The 19,811-nt window shown below is 46.1% G+C and carries 19 protein-coding genes and 1 pseudogene; 5 read left to right on the forward strand and 15 right to left on the reverse strand.

The window, feature by feature from the left end; translation table 11 throughout:
- Positions 1–10 precede the first annotated feature (10 nt).
- The 9 genes and pseudogenes from DW896_RS21675 to DW896_RS10125 all read right to left on the reverse strand — a co-directional run bounded on the left by DW896_RS21675 (position 11) and on the right by DW896_RS10125 (position 8,544).
- A pseudogene (locus tag DW896_RS21675) lies at positions 11–597 on the reverse strand (Crp/Fnr family transcriptional regulator).
- A gap of 39 nt (positions 598–636) precedes the next feature.
- Positions 637–1,419 carry a Cof-type HAD-IIB family hydrolase gene (locus DW896_RS10090; RefSeq protein WP_009038203.1) on the reverse strand — a complete coding sequence of 261 codons (783 nt, stop codon included), beginning with the start codon at positions 1,417–1,419 and terminating at the stop codon, positions 637–639.
- A 44-nt stretch (positions 1,420–1,463) separates the two neighbouring features.
- Complete coding sequence (locus DW896_RS10095; RefSeq protein WP_119993193.1) at positions 1,464–2,363, reverse strand: AraC family transcriptional regulator; 900 nt, start codon at positions 2,361–2,363, stop codon at positions 1,464–1,466.
- A gap of 156 nt (positions 2,364–2,519) precedes the next feature.
- Positions 2,520–3,830, reverse strand: a complete 1,311-nt coding sequence (locus tag DW896_RS10100) for a DUF58 domain-containing protein (RefSeq protein WP_005832388.1) — start codon at positions 3,828–3,830, stop codon at positions 2,520–2,522.
- Positions 3,827–4,801, reverse strand: coding sequence for a MoxR family ATPase (locus tag DW896_RS10105; protein ID WP_005832389.1), 975 nt, complete (start codon positions 4,799–4,801; stop codon positions 3,827–3,829). Before DW896_RS10105 ends, DW896_RS10100 begins: the two co-directional genes overlap by 4 nt.
- A gap of 11 nt (positions 4,802–4,812) precedes the next feature.
- Complete coding sequence (locus DW896_RS10110) at positions 4,813–6,036, reverse strand: DUF4350 domain-containing protein (RefSeq protein ID WP_005832391.1); 1,224 nt, start codon at positions 6,034–6,036, stop codon at positions 4,813–4,815.
- Positions 6,033–6,647, reverse strand: a complete 615-nt coding sequence (locus tag DW896_RS10115) for a DUF4129 domain-containing protein (protein ID WP_009038199.1) — start codon at positions 6,645–6,647, stop codon at positions 6,033–6,035. Before DW896_RS10115 ends, DW896_RS10110 begins: the two co-directional genes overlap by 4 nt.
- Positions 6,648–6,656: 9 nt before the next feature.
- Complete coding sequence (locus DW896_RS10120) at positions 6,657–7,601, reverse strand: hypothetical protein (protein WP_009038198.1); 945 nt, start codon at positions 7,599–7,601, stop codon at positions 6,657–6,659.
- Complete coding sequence (locus DW896_RS10125) at positions 7,582–8,544, reverse strand: stage II sporulation protein M (RefSeq protein WP_005832397.1); 963 nt, start codon at positions 8,542–8,544, stop codon at positions 7,582–7,584. Before DW896_RS10125 ends, DW896_RS10120 begins: the two co-directional genes overlap by 20 nt.
- 100 nt (positions 8,545–8,644) lie before the next feature.
- Here DW896_RS10125 and DW896_RS10130 point away from each other — a divergent pair, with 100 nt between their 5' ends.
- Entirely contained in the window at positions 8,645–9,370 is a 726-nt protein-coding gene (locus DW896_RS10130) for an RDD family protein (RefSeq protein WP_005832400.1), read from the forward strand.
- Positions 9,371–9,495: 125 nt separating this feature from the next.
- Positions 9,496–10,071 carry a DUF4251 domain-containing protein gene (locus DW896_RS10135; RefSeq protein ID WP_008664890.1) on the forward strand — a complete coding sequence of 192 codons (576 nt, stop codon included), beginning with the start codon at positions 9,496–9,498 and terminating at the stop codon, positions 10,069–10,071.
- A gap of 179 nt (positions 10,072–10,250) precedes the next feature.
- On the opposite strand, the gene DW896_RS10140 is transcribed toward DW896_RS10135, so the two are convergent.
- Both DW896_RS10140 and DW896_RS10145 read right to left on the reverse strand, forming a co-directional pair.
- Complete coding sequence (locus tag DW896_RS10140; protein ID WP_005832407.1) at positions 10,251–11,084, reverse strand: DNA-formamidopyrimidine glycosylase family protein; 834 nt, start codon at positions 11,082–11,084, stop codon at positions 10,251–10,253.
- Positions 11,085–11,159: 75 nt separating this feature from the next.
- A complete protein-coding gene (locus DW896_RS10145) occupies positions 11,160–12,248 on the reverse strand; it encodes an MBL fold metallo-hydrolase (protein WP_305000171.1) in 1,089 nt (362 codons plus the stop codon).
- Positions 12,249–12,362: 114 nt separating this feature from the next.
- Between DW896_RS10145 and DW896_RS10150 the strand changes: the two genes are divergently transcribed.
- The gene (locus tag DW896_RS10150; RefSeq protein ID WP_005832412.1) at positions 12,363–13,238 is read left to right on the forward strand and encodes a PfkB family carbohydrate kinase; all 876 of its coding nucleotides are present in this window, start codon (positions 12,363–12,365) and stop codon (positions 13,236–13,238) included.
- Positions 13,239–13,273: 35 nt separating this feature from the next.
- Here the strand turns inward: DW896_RS10150 and hcp are convergent, their stop codons facing one another.
- On the reverse strand, positions 13,274–14,923 hold the full coding sequence (gene hcp / locus DW896_RS10155) for a hydroxylamine reductase (protein ID WP_005832415.1): 1,650 nt from the start codon (positions 14,921–14,923) through the stop codon (positions 13,274–13,276).
- Between the two features lie 182 nt (positions 14,924–15,105).
- On the opposite strand from hcp, the gene DW896_RS10160 reads away from it, so the two are divergent.
- Both DW896_RS10160 and DW896_RS10165 read left to right on the forward strand, forming a co-directional pair.
- Entirely contained in the window at positions 15,106–15,744 is a 639-nt protein-coding gene (locus DW896_RS10160; protein WP_005832417.1) for a Crp/Fnr family transcriptional regulator, read from the forward strand.
- Between the two features lie 52 nt (positions 15,745–15,796).
- Positions 15,797–16,486, forward strand: coding sequence for a Crp/Fnr family transcriptional regulator (locus DW896_RS10165; protein ID WP_005832420.1), 690 nt, complete (start codon positions 15,797–15,799; stop codon positions 16,484–16,486).
- 1 nt (position 16,487) lies between these two features.
- Here the strand turns inward: DW896_RS10165 and DW896_RS10170 are convergent, their stop codons facing one another.
- From DW896_RS10170 to DW896_RS10180, 3 genes are read right to left on the reverse strand one after another with little or no spacing between them, the layout of a single operon-like run.
- A complete protein-coding gene (locus DW896_RS10170; RefSeq protein ID WP_119993195.1) occupies positions 16,488–17,768 on the reverse strand; it encodes an alginate export family protein in 1,281 nt (426 codons plus the stop codon).
- Positions 17,769–17,775: 7 nt separating this feature from the next.
- Positions 17,776–18,567, reverse strand: coding sequence for a cytochrome c biogenesis protein (locus tag DW896_RS10175; protein WP_005831481.1), 792 nt, complete (start codon positions 18,565–18,567; stop codon positions 17,776–17,778).
- Positions 18,564–19,808 carry a cytochrome c biogenesis protein ResB gene (locus tag DW896_RS10180; RefSeq protein WP_098032807.1) on the reverse strand — a complete coding sequence of 415 codons (1,245 nt, stop codon included), beginning with the start codon at positions 19,806–19,808 and terminating at the stop codon, positions 18,564–18,566. Before DW896_RS10180 ends, DW896_RS10175 begins: the two co-directional genes overlap by 4 nt.
- Positions 19,809–19,811: the final 3 nt, after the last annotated feature.

Raw genomic sequence — 19,811 nt, forward strand, 5'->3', positions numbered from 1 at the left:
TGAACCCAAGTTAAAAAATACGTTTACGGATTTTGCTTAGTACTTGTGACATGATACCCAAATAAGAAGCTATATCTTTGAGTGGTATATAGTTTAATGTAATGCCATATCCTTCAATCATCTCTGTAGATAATACTATTCAGGAGAATATTTAATCAAGTCGATATTTCTTTTCAAGAGTTTACTCAGTAGTATAGCATTCAAATCTTCAAATACAGTTTTTACCTTAGGAATAGCAGTATACAGTTCATCTACTCGCTTCTTGTCTATTCGGTAAATAACGCTATCTACAATTGTCTGCACATTAAATGCAGATCTTGTTTGTAAGGTAAAAGATATGTTCGACATTGAAAACGTACCTTCTTTACAAAACCAAAAAATTTACTCTTCCCCTTTATGATTCAAAAGCCAACAACGCAACATCCCATCAAAAACGAAATAACTATATCTTTCTATTTCTCCTTCCTTAATCAAAAATGTATCTTTACTAATCAATATCCGCTCAAAATATTGGTCAAATGACTTAGATTCCTCCAAATTAAAAATATTGATGCTAAAATTAAATCCTTTAAGTAATTTTTCTAAAAAGCATAATATTTACAGACTATAGTTTTCATCAGTTTTGATAGCCGATTTTTATTCCAGAATACCGAAACGAACCAAGGCGTTCCGGACACCATTCTCATCCACCGCCTCCGTTATATAATCGGCAACGCTTTTCACAGCCTCGGAAGCTCCTCCCATAGCTATTCCCATCCCGGCTGCACGAATCATGGAAATATCATTCCCGCCATCACCAAAAGCGATGGTTCTTGAAACATCAAATCCATAATAGGAAGCAAACTCATTGATACCCATAGCCTTGTTTACTCCCGCCACATTGACATCCGCGAAGAAAGGGTTCCATCTGGAAACAGAAAGTCCGGGAAGTTGTGCCATTACTTCTTTTTCCATTTCTTCATCACAATATATGCATAACTGACAACATTCGCCTCCCATAAACTCTTTTTCGATGTCTGCCACCGGCGGTGTAGGGTGATTGACCAGCCTGGCCAATTCGATGACGGTCGGGTTGAGTTCGTTGACAAAAATACCTTTATTCGTTTCGATAGCCAGAGCAAACCCATAATGTTGAGCCAATACCAGTACCCTCTGAAAATCCTTTTCGGGAATCTGTTTACGAGATATAGGAGTGCCATCTCTCAGTACACAATCGGACCCATTCAAAGCTATCACTGCATCGTATGGAATCTCTTCAAGTTCGTGAAGATCGGTAAACGCCCTCCCAGTTGCTATTATGATTTTTATACCGGATTCATGAACTTGCTGCAACGCTTCGATAGCCGACTGCGGAACGCGGTGAGTGTCGAAACTCACCAATGTTCCGTCTACATCTAAAAATATAGCTTTGGTCTCCATTATAAAATATTTTGGTCTAATAAATTCATTCTATCTGCATCATCTCAATTTTGTGAATATCTATATTCATTCGGTGCAACTCCCGTTGCTTTCTTAAACACCAGACTGAAATATTGCACACTCGGATAGCCCAGCCGACGCGCTACGGCAGCAGGTGTATTACCGCCTTCCGATAACATTTTCTTGGCCGTGTACAAGCATTTGAACTGGAAGTATTCAGCCAATGTCTTACCCGTCTCAAACCTCAGCAAATCATCAAAGTAAGCCGTCGAAAGATTCAGTTTTTCGGCACAGCATCCGGAAGTGGGCAGCTTCCCCTCCTGCAACTTTCCGGAAGTGATATACTCGTCCAATATCCCTTCCATTTTCCCCAGAATCATCTTGTTCTTATTCTCACGGGTGATGAATTGCCGCTCATAGTAACGTGAGCAATAATCCAGCAGCAATTCGATGTGACGGGACAGGATGGTATTGCTATGCGTATCAATGGAATGATGAAGTTCATCATCAATATTCTCAAGGCAACACGTCACTTTGGCCGTTTCGCGCTGTGACAGATGCAACGCCTCCTCCTTGCGGTAGAAAAAGAAAGTATAGTTGTCGATATGATTCTTTAACGTAGTACAAAGCAATAAATCGGGATGAAATGCCAGCAGCCAACCTTTGTCCGGAAGCGTATTGTTCTTGTTCATCCGGAATATCTCGCCGGGAGTAAGAAATACCATCGTAGCATTGGAATAATCATAATATTTCCGTCCGCAGCAGTCACAATCCCCTTCACAGTCCTCAATCAGTAGGATGGCATAGAATTCAAACTTCACAGCATCCTGATACACATTAGGATTTTCCAGATTAATAATGCTTACCTGAGGATGCAACGTTTTACATCCCAGGCACCGGTTACATTCACATACGGTCTTTATGTCCAATGTATTGTCTTTCATCACCTATAAAGTCATTCTCATTATTGTAACTTCAGATATATAAAATCTTAAGGATATGTTTTCCACACCTTCACAATATACCAATTACAAAATTAGAGGAAAATCCAGACATCTTCACTACCCTTATTACGGATTATATAACCTTAGTTACTGTTTTTATATCTGGCTACGTGACTTCATCTCCAGATACTTGTTTATCACGTCCACAGAAAGATTTTCCGGTGTAGTCAGTACAGAACTGATGCCGTGCTGCTTCAAGGTGGAGACTATCAGCCGTTTCTCGAATACAAATTTCTCGGCAATGACATGGCGGTAATACCCTTCCGTATCCCTCGCAGGAGTGGCGACGTACTCTTTCAGAGCGGCATCTTCGAAGAAGATGACCAGCAACCGGTGCTGGCGGTTCAACTGCTGCAAATAAGCCAACTGGCGATTCAAGCTGCCGATGCCGGAAAAATTGGTATACAGCACCAAAAGACTGCGTTTGTTGACGCGCTTGTTCAAATGTACGCACAATGAGGAAAAGTCGGTCTCCCCAAAAGTAGTCTGCTGGCTGTAAAGGTTCTCCAATAACGCCTGCATTTGTCCGGGCTGTCGGGAGGCGGGGATAAATGTATCAAAGTGCTCATTAAACGTTACCAGTCCGGCTTTATCCTCCTTCCGCATGACAACGTACGAAAGAACCAGGGAGGCATTAATAGCATAGTCCAGCAAGGTCATCCCGCGAAATGCCTGCTGCATAATCCGCCCCTTGTCTATCACGTTATAGATTTGCTGGGAACGCTCGTCTTGATAGACATTTACCATAAGTTCGTGCCTCCGGGCGCTTGCTTTCCAGTTTATCGTGCGGTAATCGTCGCCTTTCACATACTCCTTTATCTGTTCGAACTCCGTATGATGCCCCACCCTGCGGATACGTTTGATGCCCAATTCCGTCAAGTTGTCGCTGATAGCAAGCAACTCATACCGATGGAGCATCAGATAGGACGGATATACCTTGACATCCAGCGGAGCATCGCAAGTATATCTGCGGGAAAGCAATCCCATTCTGCCTGCCACAAACACCCGAATCCGTCCGAAAGAGTAAATCCCCCGCCGCGTAGGACGCAGATGATACGTAATCGTCCTGCCCTCATTCGCCTGGAGCCTCATCCGGAAATCAATATTCCGCAACTGGAATGCAAAAGGAATCTCATCCACCACTTCCACAGCCACCGGATGCGGATAACTGCTCTCCACACGTATGTTCACGGTGTTTTCATCTCCGTTGGAGAAGCGGGTAGCACACTGGCGGAATGCCCGGATGCCGCGAATGCGATAGAGCATCACCCCATCCACCAGCGCCGACACCGCCAAAACAAAAAGCGCCCACTGCCCGATTGCAAAGAATGGAGCAAAGACGTACCCGATACCCGTCAGCAGGACTATCAGAACAAGAGCAATATAGAATCGGCGGCCCAGTCTCACTTCGGCACTTCCACCTTATCAATCAGACGTTGCGTCACCTTTACCGGCGAATAGCCTTCCATCTCGGCTTCCGCTGTCAATATCAAGCGATGCTGAAGCACATACGGAGCAACGAACTTAATATCCTCCGGTGTCACAAAGTCACGTCCCTGCAACAGTGCATATGCCTTGGAGGCCTGCATCATTGCCACGGACGCACGCGGAGAAGCTCCTAAATATACAGCCTTGCTGGTACGCGTCTGCTGTACAATCAACGCGATGTACTGAAGCAGCGTGCGGTCTACAAACACGTGTTCTATCAGCCTGCGCAACGAAAGCAGTTCTTCTTTTGTGAGCACGGGCGCCAGGCTCTCCAACTTCACCAACGAAGCATTGGCGTGGTGGCGCTCCAGGATGTCCACCTCCTCCTCCAATGAGGGATATCCCATGGTTATTTTCATCAGGAAGCGGTCCAGTTGCGCTTCAGGTAACTTATAAGTCCCCTCCTGCTCCACCGGATTCTGGGTTGCCAGAATCGTATAGAGTTCTCCCATCTGATGCGTGGTACCGTCAATGCTGACCTGCCGTTCTTCCATAACCTCGAACAAGGCTGCCTGCGTCTTGGCGGGAGCGCGGTTTATCTCGTCCACCAGCACGAGGTCGGCAAACACCGGTCCTTGATGAAAGTCAAAGTCATTGGTTTTCATGTTGAAGACCGTAGTACCCAACACATCACTCGGCATCAAGTCCGGAGTAAACTGAATGCGGCTGAAGTCCGCCTTAATCAAGCGTGCCACCAGACGGGCAAGCAGTGTCTTTGCCACCCCCGGCACTCCCTCCAGCAACACATGGCCGTTTGCCAGGACAGCCGTCAGTACCAGGTCCACTATCTGCTCCTGCCCCACTATGACCGTAGCAATCCGGTCCTTCAACGCTTGTATCTTCTCGGAAAAGAGAGTCAAGTCCACCCGTTTTTCTGTGTTCTCTTCCATAAATATCTTCTTTATATATGATTGATTATTTCATTCATTTTATCGACAAGCCGTTTCATCTCCTTCTCAGAGATGCTGCGCCCTCCGTACACCACCGGCCTCACCTCGCGGATGAACGCGGCTATTTCCCCCGCTTCCATACCCGTCTTCCGGGCAATCCTGCCGAAAGAGCGCTCATCCTCTGCCACTTCCTCCACATCCACTTGTATTTCCCTCCTCAGTTCCTCCGCAAAATAGAGATATTTCTTGCGGACTAAGTCAGCATGGTCCTTCTTCTGATAATAAAGAGTACCTATCAACTCTGCAAACTCCAAAGACTTATTTTCCGGTTCGCGGATAACCGGAATGGCGCGCTGCTTCCTGCGGGCTGTAAATATCATAAAGAGCAGGATGGAAACCATACTCAAGTACAATGCCCAGCGAAGCGGCGGCTGCGAAAGGAAATAGCGAAAAGGAGACATCTGTACCTGGGCTGTTTCTTTCATATAGCCTTCGGTACGGACAATGGGAAATCCACCCATCTGGGACAATATACGAAAAAGATAAGCCGCATTCTTCCCATCCAGCACACCATAGTTCGTAAAAAGCAGGGGAGTGGAAGCCAGTATAACTTCCCCCTTTCCCCAAGAAACCGACATGGCAACCGGATGAGCAGCTTCTCCGGTAACAGTTTTTTCCGCCAACACTTTACTAGAAATGGAATCTGCAAAGAAATAAGACTGACAAAGTTGGGGATAGAAACAGAAAGTCTGCTGCGGATAAACCGCCGAATCCCCCACCCAGCACAAACTGTCTTTCGAAAGCAATGCAGTGGCATATTTTTTCAAAGCCGACGGACTGAAATAGGAATAGCTGCACTCAAATCCCAGCGTATCTTTCAAAATACGGCTGAAAGAGCTCCCCACCAGCATAATCCGGTCTCCCCGTCCCGCCATCTTCAACATCGCCTCCACATCTACATCCGTCAAATGCAGGTTATCGGTAACAACCAGTATTCCGCGGCGGAGCGTCGTATCTTCCTGCTCCAGTTCATAAAAAGTCTTTCTCGACAACGAATATCCCTTCGGCAACGATGAAGACAGCAGGCTATCGAACACGGCACAGCCGAACGGTTGCTTGTCATAATGGCTGAACGTAGGGTTCCAGACAAACTTCTTTGGCAGACGGCACTCTATCGCAAACATCAACACCAGAAAAACAATGATACCGGCTATAAACCAATGGTTCCCCTTCATGCCGCCCCTCCTTTCTCCACTTCTTTCTGCAAATCCCGCATCGCATGGAACAAAGTTTCGGTCGCTTCAAAATTTCCGTAACGTACTCGTAGAAAATGGTTGGTCATTTGGCGGAAAGCTGGCAGACGGACTTCATAGATATATTGTGTTGGCGTTTTATATAACTGCCAGTCTATACGTTTTCCATCGCTGAGCTGTTTCAGCGTCTGCAGATAGAGCAAACGCACCGCCTCCCGATAATCCGTCCGGGCAAGCGCATCGGCAATTCTTTCCGCAAAATCCACTCCATAGATGGTGTCCTCCCCCACTGTATAGGGCAGGGTACTCTTGCGCGAACGCATGAACAGTTCCGGACGCTTCTTGTACACAAACCAAATGACCAATACCAGGATAAGAACGGCAATGCATATCAATACGACCTCCGAATATTCTGCCACCAACGTATTCCCGAATATCTTGTCCAGCAGCTTGCCGAACCATCTGCTGAACCACTCAAGTACATTAATTTCGGGAGCTATCAACTCACGACTGTAAGCAAACGCCGGGTCAGACTGCCAAGCGGCAACCTGTGCAGTATCACAAACCAGTGTATCAGCCGGAGCCATATTCATAGTCCGTTATCAGAGTTTATCAAAATTGTCAATATCACTCTCCACCATCACATAATCTATCTTTTCCGAAGCATGACCGTATTGATAAGCCAGTCCCAGCAATGAGAAAATCATGGACATATAAACGCCGAATGCCTGGACCACCGCCAGCAGATAAAGCACAAAGCTATAGGCTGCCGATACAGTGGCACCGCCACCTGCATCAGTCATTGCAAAGATATATTTCACAATAGTCCCGATATACCATGGAATCATCGTCACTCCCTGCAAGATGGCGGCGATGAATCCCATAACAATGGAAATCAGTACGATACCTCCCCAGGTAGCGAAACCCAGTCGGTAGGCCTTCTTCAAGGCATCTATGATATAGATATCTTCGAACAGATAGACTGGAGCCCAAATAGCAAGTGGCACAGACACCACCACAACGAGCAGAACGAACAAGAACGCAATCGCCATGAACGGAATGACGGTGGCTATAAAACCAACAATAAGCCCTACAAACAGCACCAAAAGCACACCGACAATCATTATCAGAAATACCCTTCTGACATTACCGAACAACAAGGGCTTCAGCATCCCTAACGTCACTCCCTCCAAGCGTTTTTCCCGTTCATTGTAAGTACGGACCAATGCGTAGACCAAAGAGGTCAGCATGACAGTTCCTAGCAGATAGAGAACGGCATACAGACTGTAATAAGTCACCAGTGCCATGATGGACGCTCCGACAACAGAAGAGTCGAACGAGCCTCCGGTCATATCACCCAGAGCCATTGTACCGCTCATCAGCCCGTTCAAGCTCAGTCCCTGAAGCAGACAAAGCGGCAACATCAGATATGTGGTGAATTTCATCAACGGCTTCCAATTCTCTTTGATAAAATCAAAGGTAGCAGTTAGTTTCTCTCCAAAAGAACGTTGTACATACAGTGCGATTTTAGGTTTCTGTGCTTCCATGCTTCTTTCTGTTAGGTAAATAAATATAATAAAAAAAGATAAACGACAAAGAGAGTAGAATAAAGCCGAACCTCAAAGCATCCGGAAGTTCGGTATGGCGGGTAACGAATCCTTCTATAAATCCTGCCATGATGAATACGGGTACCGTACCCACCACTATTTTCAGTCCTTTTTTGGCTCCCCGTTTGAAAGATTCCAGCCTTGAATAGGTTCCGGGAAAGAGCCATCCGTTGCCCAGGGCAAGACCGGCGGCACCGGCTACAATAATCGCCCAGATTTCGAGTGTCCCGTGCAGCCAAATGGCAAGGAAGGACTCCCAAAGCAAGTCGTGCTGATAAAAGAAGGTTTGGAAAGCCCCTATCATGATACCATTGTTAAGGAGCATGTATCCGGTGCCAAAACTGGTCAGCAACCCCATGGCAAAGCAGTTGAAGGAGACCATGATATTGTTCAGCGTGATACTCAGAAACATGGGGAACTCGGAGGAACCGTTATATACAGCCATAGGTTCACCATTAGCGATATTGTTCAAAGTCATATCCACATAGGAGTTTCCTAAAATCAAACGCACAAAATCGGGGTCTCCGGCAGCGGATACCACTCCTATCAATGCGCTGACCACAAATATAATGAAGGAAGCCACCAGCTCACGGCGTGCATCGTGCATGGCCGAAGGCACTTCACGGGTCCAGTAGGTGATAATTCTTGACCATTTCTCGCGCTTGTTTCTATAAATGCGGTTGTGCAATGCCGAGGCAAGATTGTTCAGATAGATAGTGATGCGGGAAGCGGGGAAATGCGTTTGGGCAAAAGCCAGATCTGCCGTAAGCTCCGTATATGCGTCGGCAAGTTCATCGGGAGACAGACTTTCCGCCTGCTCCACCATTGTTTCTGCTCGTTTCCATTTTTCGATGTTCTGCCGGATAAACGTCACTTCTTTCATACCCCATGACTATTTCAGAGAAGTTTTGTCTGAAATAGGTAACAAAAATAAGAGAATAATGATATATTTGCAATGAAATACTAAAAATGTTTTATCAGGAATGGCAGAATCTACAATTATCACCGGACAATTTGTCCGCATCAGTCAAACGCCTGCCAGTATCGGTGAGCGGCTCATTGCACTGGCCATAGATTATATTCTGCTCGGATTCTATGTATTTTCTACTTTGGCCTTGTTTTCACGGATTCATCTACCCTCTGATTTCACGATGCTTTTCTTTTTTACCATTGTCTACCTACCAGTCTTGCTTTATGCATTTCTCTGCGAAATGTTCAACCAGGGACAAAGTTTCGGCAAGCGGCTGATGAACATTCGTGTCGTAAAGGCAGACGGCTCCACGCCCGGCATAGGCTCGTACCTGCTCCGATGGCTTCTCTTCCCTATCGACGGACCGGTGACCGGTGGTCTGGGACTTCTGGTCGTCCTTTTGACCAAAAACAGCCAGCGAATGGGAGACCTTGCCGCCGGCACCATGGTAATCAAGGAAAAGAATTACCGCAAGATACACGTCAGCCTCGATGAGTTCGACTACCTGACCAAAGACTACCGACCTACCTATCCACAAGCTTCCGACTTGTCATTGGAGCAAATCAACGTCATTACCCGGACCCTGCAATCGGGTAAAAAAGACCGTACACGCCGCATTGCCTCCCTTGCGAAAAAAGTGCAGGAACTTCTCTCCATCACTCCTCATGACAGTAACCCGGAAAACTTTCTTCAGACCATTCTCCGGGATTACCAGTATTATGCCTTGGAAGAAATTTAATACGAACTTCCAACAAAACCAAAGAAGTGTTAAGTCTTACGCTTATTTAAGATTCAAGCTGCATCTTTTTGGCTTTTCATTTGTTAATCAACCAGAAGGTCTTAACTAAATAACAAAGAACAATTATGAAACGAATCATTACATTAATCACACTGGTGTTGGTAAGTGCATCGACCCTGATGTATGCACAGAGTAGCAGCGAAACACGCCAAGCAGAGCGTAAAGCCCAACGCGAAGCCCAGAAAGCACGCGAAAAAGCAGAAAATGAAAGGAACTATGCCATTGCCGTCCAGGCATTGAAAGAGGGCAAGTTTGTATTGGAAGCAGACCAGCTGGTGTTCAAGAGAGGACGGAGCGCATTTGTTTCATCGACAACAAACTTCGTTCTGATGGACGGTGAACACGCATCCGTACAAATAGCTGCCAACAATGCCCTTGCAGGCCCCAACGGAATAGGCGGCATCACAGTGGACGGCAGCAGAAAGGAAATGAAAATCACGACCGACAAAAAGGGAAACGTGAATTGCAGCTTCAGCGTACAAGGCATCGGAATATCCGCACAAGTGTATATCACACTGACCAACGGCGGCAATAATGCATCGGCAAGAATCAGCCCGAACTTCAATTCGAATACCCTGACGCTGAACGGAGTCCTGGTTCCATTGTCCCAGTCAAACGTTTACAAAGGGCGGGCTTTATAAAACACCCCTTTTGTCCGTACAAAGTATAAAGAAAAGAAGATATTCATATCGTGTTCGCAGGATACGAATATCGTGTAGACACGATATTAACAGAATGCGATACAAGGAATTAATAAACTGTTATACAGAATATTAATTCCTTGCATCGTACATAAAGGGAGCTAACAGAATGTGGACATTTATTCTTTTATCTGTTGACACGTTGGGCAATAATATACCGAACCACCCATATAAGCCTCTTTTATGATGGTACTGCCACAACGGAGACAAGGATTCTTCCATGTTTTGGCAGAAAGAATGGTTTTGTAACCTCCGGCGTTGCCATAAAGATCTGTTTGCGTATCGCGTCCGCCCTCGAACGTCATATCCACCAATGTTTCTTTTAGAGCATTAAAAAGAACGTCTTTCTGATTATCCGACAGAAGTAGCACTTTCTGTTTGGGATTTATCCGTGCATTGAACAGAATATCCTGCGTTACGCCGTTACCTACACCGGGAATACGCTGATTGGTTGCTAATAGAGCTTTAGCAGAGAGGGTCTTCTTTGCTTCGGCAACGAGTTTCTCAAATTCCGCTTCGGTGTATTTATCGCTCAACGGCGAAATGCTTTCCCGACTCAATTTATAGTACTTATTGTCGATATAGCTATCAGGATAAACATTGATAAAACCATACATTACAACCGTGAAGACAAGGAATGAATCATCATTAAACGTCAGCAACAACTGGTAATTGGCAGGAATCTTATCTCCCGCATTGTAATAACGGACACTGACTCCGTCGCCTATATTCATGATCACATTATCCGAAAGATTGAAATTGACAAACATGCCATATCCTTCGGATGAAAGGATGGTTTTGCCTACGAGCAGTTTACCATACTCCGACGGATTGCCGTTATAGAACGTAAACTTATGCGGTTTGGTGGCATTGAATACCTGCGTGATTGTTTTACCGCTCAAGGCGTTGTTCACTTGTTTGCTCAGGGTGATAACTTCGGGTAATTCCAACATATTATCTTACTTTTATTTTCGATAGGGATATATATTTCCGTTAATAACTCGTCAATAGCTAATCAATATCGTTCATTATTTTAACCGGACCACTTCCCCTATAATAGGCATCAACACGTTCAAAGAGTCTTTCTCTTTCAGATTCATGGCATTCTTCAACGGTTCGTCCCAGCGGTGTCTAGCCAAAGCATATTTGGAATGATGGACAGTCAGAATCTTTTCCGCATTCAAGTCCCTGGCCACTTGTCCCAAATATTGGGGCATGGTATGGATATATTTCCAATCTTCGTTATACTGCCCATTCTCCAATATGGCAAGGTCAATGCCAGGATATTGCTTGCCTATTTCGGCAAAATGCGTATCATATCCACTATCACCGCCCATATAAATCTTCTGCGAAGGGGTTTCGATAAGGAAAGAGGCCCATAGTGCCTGATTCGCTTTCAACGAGCGGCCCGAAAAATGCCGGGCGGGCAAGCAATGAAGCAGAAATCCCTTATCCAGTACAGTATCTTCAAACCAATCCAGCTCAACCAGGGATGATTTCTCAAATCCCCAATACTCGAAATGTTCACCTACCCCCAAAGGACAGACCACCTTATCTACCCGATTTTTCAGCTGCATCACCGTTTCATAATCCAGATGATCCCAATGGTCATGTGATATCACCAGATAGTCAATCTCCGGCATATCGGCAGGCTTGTAGGCATCCGCCCCCTTGAACGGCTTGTTTACAAACGAAACCGGAGAAGCCCCACAAAATACGGGGTCTACCAGTATACGCTTTCCGTCTATCTGGATAAAATAGGATGAATGTCCGAACCATACCAATACATTCTCGTCCTTGCTTATCTTGCTGAGGTCCGTCTTTATAACCGGAATCTCTTTTTCAGGACGTAAATCGGTTTCTTGCTTAAACAAGAATCCCCAGAAAGCTCCCAAACGTCCCTTTTGGGAAGTCATCATCATCGTACTGTGCAGATTCCGGAATTCTCCGTCTTTGTAATGAGGCGACTTCTTAATCCTCTCCAACCGTTCTCCTTGAGGAGCCCTCCCGAAACTCGGCTGATTGACAAAAACGAATCCCACTATGACCGCAACAGCCACAATACCCACTATAATGCCAACTATCATACGTACTCTTTTCGTTTTTAATGAATTCATATTCAATGAGGCTACATTTACAGCTGCAAATATAGTCGAATTGTTATTAAATCACTATCTTCGCGCCCAATTTACGGAATCAATACAATAAAGCAATAAAAAGCCAACAAAGAAATGAACACACACAGTCTATGTTGCATCGGTTATATTACCCAAGATAAAGTCGTAACCCCTAAAAATACCATATATATGCCGGGAGGCACCTCCTTCTACTTCGCACATGCCATCAAGCACTTGAATGCTAACGATTTTTTATTGGTAACAGCTTTGGCTGATACTGACATGGGCATTGTGGAAGACATTCGGAAAGAAGGTATTTCCGTCAAAGCCTTGCACAGCACACATTCCGTCTGTTTCGAGAATATTTATGGAGAAAACCAGAACGAACGTACACAACGTGTCACGGCAAAAGCAGACCCTTTCACCGTGGAAGGTTTGAAAGATACCGATGCACGGATTATCCACTTGGGCAGTCTGCTTGCCGACGACTTCTCTTTGGAGGTCATCAAGTTCTTGTCCGGAAAGGGACTCCTCTCGGTAGATGTGCAGGGATTTCTCCGCAAAGTGGATAATGAAAAAGTGCTGGCAGTAGACTGGCCGGAAAAGAAAGAAGCATTGAAGTATATCCATATTCTGAAAGCCAACGAAGCTGAAATGGAAGTACTGACCGGATGCAGTGAACCGCACGAAGCCGCATTGCTGATTGCAGACTGGGGCGTCAAGGAAGTGCTGCTGACCCTGGGAGATAAAGGTTCGCTGATATATGCCCAAGGAGAATTTCACGAAATCCCCGCCTATCCTGCCCTTCAGATTACAGATGCAACAGGATGTGGAGACACCTATATGGTGGGGTATCTGTATATGCGCAACAAAGGTGCATCCCACCGGGAAGCGGGATGCTTTGCTGCCGCCATGTGCACCATAAAACTACAATCACACGGGCCATTCTGCGGAACGGAAGAAGCGATAAATAACGTGATAAAAGGATAAAGTGATAGGGTGATATAACACCCTACCATCTTTATTTATAATCCGAATTTTTTCAAATCATCTTCCACACTACCGATACCTGCGATATGAAACATATCAACCAGTACCTTCACAACATTCGGAGAAAGGAAAGCGGGCAATGTGGGGCCTAAGTGAATATCCTTCACCCCGAGACTCAGTAATGCCAACAATACAATAACCGCCTTCTGTTCGTACCATGCTATGTTGTAGACAATGGGAAGTTCGTTGATGTCATTCAGCCGGAATACTTCTTTCAGCTTCATGGCTATCACGGCCAGTGAATAACTGTCATTGCACTGTCCGGCATCCAATACACGGGGAATGCCGTTGATGTCTCCCAAACCAAGTTTATTATAGCGGTATTTGGCACAACCTGCGGTCAGGATAACGGTATCTTGCGGCAAGGCTTTGGCAAACTCCGTATAGTAATCGCGGCTCTTCATACGTCCGTCACAGCCTGCCATTACGATAAAGCGGCGTATGGCTCCGGTCTTCACGGCATCTACCACCTTGTCTGCCAGTTGCAGTACCTGGTTATGGGCAAAACCACCGATAATCTCTCCATGCTCTATCTCCACCGGCGGCTGGCATTGTTTGGCAATCTCTATGATTTCAGAGAAGTCTTTCCTGCCTTCCGCATCCTTATCAATATACTTGCAACCCGGATAACCGGTAGAGTTGGTGATGAACATACGCTCTTTATACACTGCATTAGCCAAAGGAGGAACGATGCAGTTGGTGGTAAACAGAATCGGTCCGTTGAAGGAAGTGAATTCTTCACGCTGTTTCCACCAGGCATTGCCATAGTTGCCTACAAAATGAGAATATTTCTTGAAAGCAGGATAATAGTGGGCAGGCAGCATTTCACCATGTGTATAGACGTCTATCCCCGTACCTTCTGTCTGTCTCAATAATTCTTCCATATCCTTCAAGTCATGGCCGCTAATCAAAATTCCCGGACGATTCTTCACACCGATATTCACCTTTGTAATTTCGGGATTACCGTAAGTACCGGTATTGGCAGCATCCAGTAGAGCCATTGTCTTTACTCCGAACTCACCAGCTTCGAGAACCAGCTTCACCCATTCCTCTGCCGATAGAGACTCAACCGCAATGGTAGCCAGTGCACGCTGCATGAAAACATGAACTGTATCATCATTGAATCCCAAGCGCATAGCATGCTCCAGATAAGCTGCCATACCTTTCAAACCATAGACAAGCAATTCTTTCAACGAACGGAGGTCTTCATTCTGTTCACGCAGAACACCTACTGTCTTCGCTTTCTCGGCATAGTCGTCACGCGTTCCCTGCCAAGTCAGTTCATCTACTTGGGGTAGGAACACTTTGTTGTGCTTGGCCTCTTGAATCAATCCATTACGCAAAGCAAGTCCCCTATCCACCCGTTTCAAGATGCTTTCATCATCGAAATTCGCATTCGTGATAGTACAAAACAAAGCATCCGTCACAAAAATATTCACTTCTTCAGAGACTGGAGAATCTGCCTTGCGTAATGTATCGGCAACAACAGAGATACCCCTGACTACAAACAGTAACAAGTCCATAGCTTGAGCCGTATGACTTTCTTTTCCACATACACCTTTCAATATACAGCCGGTTCCTTTGGCTGTCTCCTGACATTGATAACAAAACATGTTTGGTTCCATATTCCTATTCATTTAAAAGTTTGCATAATCTTTTGATAAGATAAGCAGCACCTCAGCAATAAAAATAAGCAGGCTTATGTTCTATTGCATTCGATTTGCATTATCTTTGTGCAAAGATGAGAGTTCTACAACGCACAAACTGTCACGAATGTTACATCGAATCACAAAAAAGTAAAAAAAGAATGGAAATCCATACATTATTGGAAATGCCTCCTTTCCAAGACATAACAGAAGAAGAGTTATTATCCCTCATCCTGGCACCCGAACATGCACACAGGCAATACAAACCTGCTGACTTCATTGCCATGCAGGGAGAAGCATATCGTTCTCTATTCATATTGTGCAACGGCAGTGTGCGTACCCAAATGGTCAGTGCGGAGGGGAAGCAACTCACCATCGAAACGCTGAAAGCCCCGCAACTGCTTGCCCCGGCTTTTGTCTTTGCCTCCGAAAACCGCTTCCCGGTAAATATCGAAGCTAAAGAGAAATGTGAGATACTCGTTATAAACAAGAACATTTTCCTGGAATTCCTGCATCAACACCCCGCTGTGATGCGCAACTTTCTGCAACTGGTATCGGACAGAACCCTATTTCTCTCCAAAAAGCTAAATGCCTTTGCCCTACAAAGTCTGAAATCGCGTATACTGAACTATCTACGCATGCATGGCACGATACTCAACCAGCAGGAAGTGGCACAAATACTGGGAGTGGCGCGTCCCTCGCTGGCACGTGCCTTATCGGAACTGGCAAGCGAAGGGTGCATCCGAATGGAAGAGAAGGAAATGCGGATAAATGCAGTCTCCGCCCAAAAGTATTTATAAAAAACGTCCGCACTTATATATTATTCTTACCTTTGTCCAAGAATAAAAAGCTATGGAAAAGATTCTACTGGATGAAAAGTACGAACAGTTGTTGTTCCAAATCCCTCTACTAAGGGATTTGCCACATAATATCAAGCAATCGCTGCTTGAGAAACTGGAATATTCAGTCTATTCTATAGACAAGAAAGATATAGTTGCCCGGCAAGGCACCCCCTGCAAGAAGCTATATATACTATTGGAAGGTAAATTGCGTGTAGATATTATAGACGGTCTGGGCAATAAAGTTATGGTAGAATACATCGTTGCCCCCCGGGCCTTTGCCACTCCCCATCTCTTCGGCAGCAACACCACACTGCCGGCAACTTTTACTGCCATTGAAGACTGTATCCTATTCACTGCCACCAAAGAATCCACCTTCAAGCTTATCAGCCAGGATCCCAAAGTGCTGCACAACTTCCTTTGCATAACGGGAAATTGCAATGCCTGCACGGTTTCGCGATTAAAAACCCTTTCCCGCAAAACAGTCCGCGAAAGGTTTGTCGTCTATCTGTTTGAAAACAGAATTTCCAACTCTACCAGCATCACCATTGCGCATACCCAATCTGAGCTGGCAGAATACCTCAATGTAACCCGCCCGGCACTTTCAAAGGAAATCAATAAGATGACCAAAGAAGGTATTATCCTAATGACGGGTAAGAAAATTGAGGTATTGAATGAAGCAGCTCTGAAAGAGTATATCTAAACTACCATTTTACAAACAAGATTCTCGGATTGATGTTGACAGATACCCAGCCCCAATCCTGCCAGCGTTTATGGTCGCCGCCTTTCACCACGTCCATAGACTTCGTACCCCGCATAATGGAGTAACCGGCAGAAAGCTTCACGTCCTTCATCACATTCCAGTCAAGCAGATAGTCTATCTCCGAACCCAATCCCTTTTTTACATCATCCAGCTTGGCAGCAGTAGCAAAATAGTGATAATTCAATTGCATACTCACCTGCTTGGATGTCTTGAAGTTAACACCCAACTGGGCATCCTGCAAACCGGGAGCGACTCCCTGCCAGGCAGAAGCATAGAAATAATCCATCGCTCCATAGAACTTATGATGTGTTCCGTAAAGGGGATCGAAAGCCTTGAACTTGTCACCCTCCCCGTCACTTCCACTCAGATAATCATAACCCAAGCTCACACTCCATTGCTTGTCTATGGCATAGGCAGCCTTCACGCTTGCCATAAAGGCAGATACACTCTGCGCATTCTTGTTCTTTCCGGTCTGGTAATAGAAAGCAGCCTGCACGGGCAGCCAGTTTCCCGATTCCGGTTGATAAGTCACGTAAGTACCAAACGTCTGCAAATAGCGGGTACGGGAGGTCTCGGTCTCCGCATCACCGGTTTCCAGCCCCAGATTCATGAACAATAAAGAGACATCAAGATTGGAAGCTTGCGCCGCATAATGATACCAAAGGGTCTGCATATTCTTGTAAGGTTGCGCGCCGTCATAATAATAGGTACCTCCTTTTGACTTTTCCTTGTTTTGGTTGAAGGCAAGAATGAAATGCAGTTGGTGGGCATTCTTGGCATAGCCCAGCTTCAAGGCATCATGATAGCGACCTGCGACATTCCAGTCCAGTCCTCCTAAAATACGTTCGTCATCATAAGACAAGGTCTGGCGTCCCAGTTGTGCAAAAAAACCGGCACCGAAATCGAGCTTTGCCCATGCTTCGTTCATGATGAAACGCCCGTTAGTATCTATCTGCGGGTCTTGTCCCCACACCCCTACATGCTGGGCGGAAATCTTCATGCTCAAGTCCGAGCGTTTGTACTCCATGGAAAGGCGTGCACGGTTGTTGATGAATGCAGCTGCTTTGTCTCCCTCGAAACGTGGGAACTGTGCACCGTTACGGTATTCTGCACGGGGTCTGATTTGCATCGACATGGTGAATTCGTTCTCTTTCTCCGCACTTTGCGCCCACAACATTCCGGGCAACAGCCATAAGCCTAATGCCAAATAAACTATCTTCATAAGTATTTTAATTTAAGTTATACGTATGTACACTCACTCCTTGTGCCGAGGGCAAATAATTGATGCCGTACCAGCACATTTGCAACAGCAGAAAAGATACAAGCAGGCCGACCAATGCCTTGCGATGTGCCGCGGGACGCCCCAGACGGAAATGGATATATGCCAGATAGGAAAACCAGGTAGCCGCCGCCCAAGTCTCTTTAGGGTCCCATGCCCAATAGTGTCCCCAAGCAGCTTTTGCCCAGACGGCACCGGACAGCATACCCAGCGTCATGAAAGCAAGCCCTACATAAGTCAAGTTATCGCACAGAGCCATCTCATGCCTTTCAATCCCCTTCTTCTTGAACCACAGCAGGTAGACAGCCATCACCGTAGCGGCACCCAGCATGGCGTAGGCAAACATATAAACAATGACATGAGGAGTGAACCACGGGCTCTGCAAGGCGGGCATCAAAGTCTTATTGTGTATTTCGGGCTTGAATATATTGATGCAGACAAACACCAGTGACAAAATGGTACTGAAACCGAGAATCCATTTATACTTCCAACGGCCGTAAGTGATGATTCCCGCCAACGGAAGAAAAAACGAATACCACAGACGGGTCTCTCCCATCGTCCGCATCGGAGGACGTTCCAAAGAAATCCACATACCGACAATGAAACTGAAAAAGACAACCAGTCCCAGGCAGGTAAAGGTATATACCACTGCCGGGCGTTTTCCACGCCATGCAGCGAAAGCTCCCCATCCCCAGAAGAGTAAAGCGACAATGGCAAACAGAGCAAAATAATCCCAACTCATACCGTCTCCTCCTTTCTTTCTTCTTTTCCTTTTGGTGCATTGACAAACAAGCAGACTGCTCCCAGCACCATCATTATAATGCCGGCATATACAGCCGGGAGCCAGGGGTCGCGCACCAGTTCAAAGACACTGACATCACTCCACCGTCCCTTCGTCTCGTCATAGCTCAATTGATAAATATTCCACCCGGATATCTTCAACGGACGATTCACCTCGATAGTGTCTTCCACCACATCTCCCGCCTGCGTATAAACCGTAACAGCAGACACAAACCGTTGCGGCTCACGTTCGGGCATCACCAGACTGGTCTGCTCCGACAAACGCAATGCCTTATAGGGGAACATGAAGCTGCCGCAACTCACCCATCCCTCCTTCGACTGTCCGGAGGCGGTGTTCACCGCTTTCAGATAAACGGCATAGGCAGCTCCCATCGAATGGAATTCAGTAAACTTTAAGGTATCTTCCGTAGCCACGGAGGCAGCCATAGGAATGGTTTGAAAAATGGAGATGTCCCAATCCAGCAATTTTCCCCGTTCCACCTTCTCTTCCAGCAACAAATGTTCCGGCATATCCTTCGGCAGTGCCTGCCCCGTCTCATTGTCTATCAGCATCAGTTTGGGAGGATACTCGTGTATAGTAAATTCTTTCAGCTCAACAGCAAGCGGAAGTTCCGTCAGCTTGCCGCCCTCATCTATGGCACGCCATTCGGTCTTGCCCAATTGGGTAATCATTTTAAGACGCTGCATATCCGCATTGCCCAGCGTTGCCGTCAGAAGGGCAACAAACAAGCCGGCATGATTCAGCAGAAAAGGAATCTTACGCACATTGAAGGGGATAGCGGCACGGAGAATAGTCATCCCTAAGACAGCAACCAGCCAGACATAAAGTAACACAAACGGCCAAAAAGAAAGCATTTTCGAAAAGCCGATGACATCTGCCGAAGGATGGGTGGAGGGAACCTGCCGTACCAACCCCATAATGACAGTGATAGCCGCCACACAGACCAGGGAAGAAACTGCAGCCGTATAATGACTGAGCCATCCGAAACAATACACCCGTTTGCGAAGCCCATGCATCCCTGCCAGCAACAGCAAGAACAGCACCAGAACAATGATATTGACCGGCCATGCAAACAAGCCCCAACGAATGCCTCCAACGCTCCACTGTAACAGCAAGCCCGTGACAAACAGTCCTGCCCCACAGATAAAACCTTCCTTATACCCCCACGGTTTCTTCCACATCTT

Source organism: Bacteroides sp. AM41-16, assembly GCF_003603495.1.
Lineage (GTDB): Bacteria > Bacteroidota > Bacteroidia > Bacteroidales > Bacteroidaceae > Bacteroides > Bacteroides uniformis.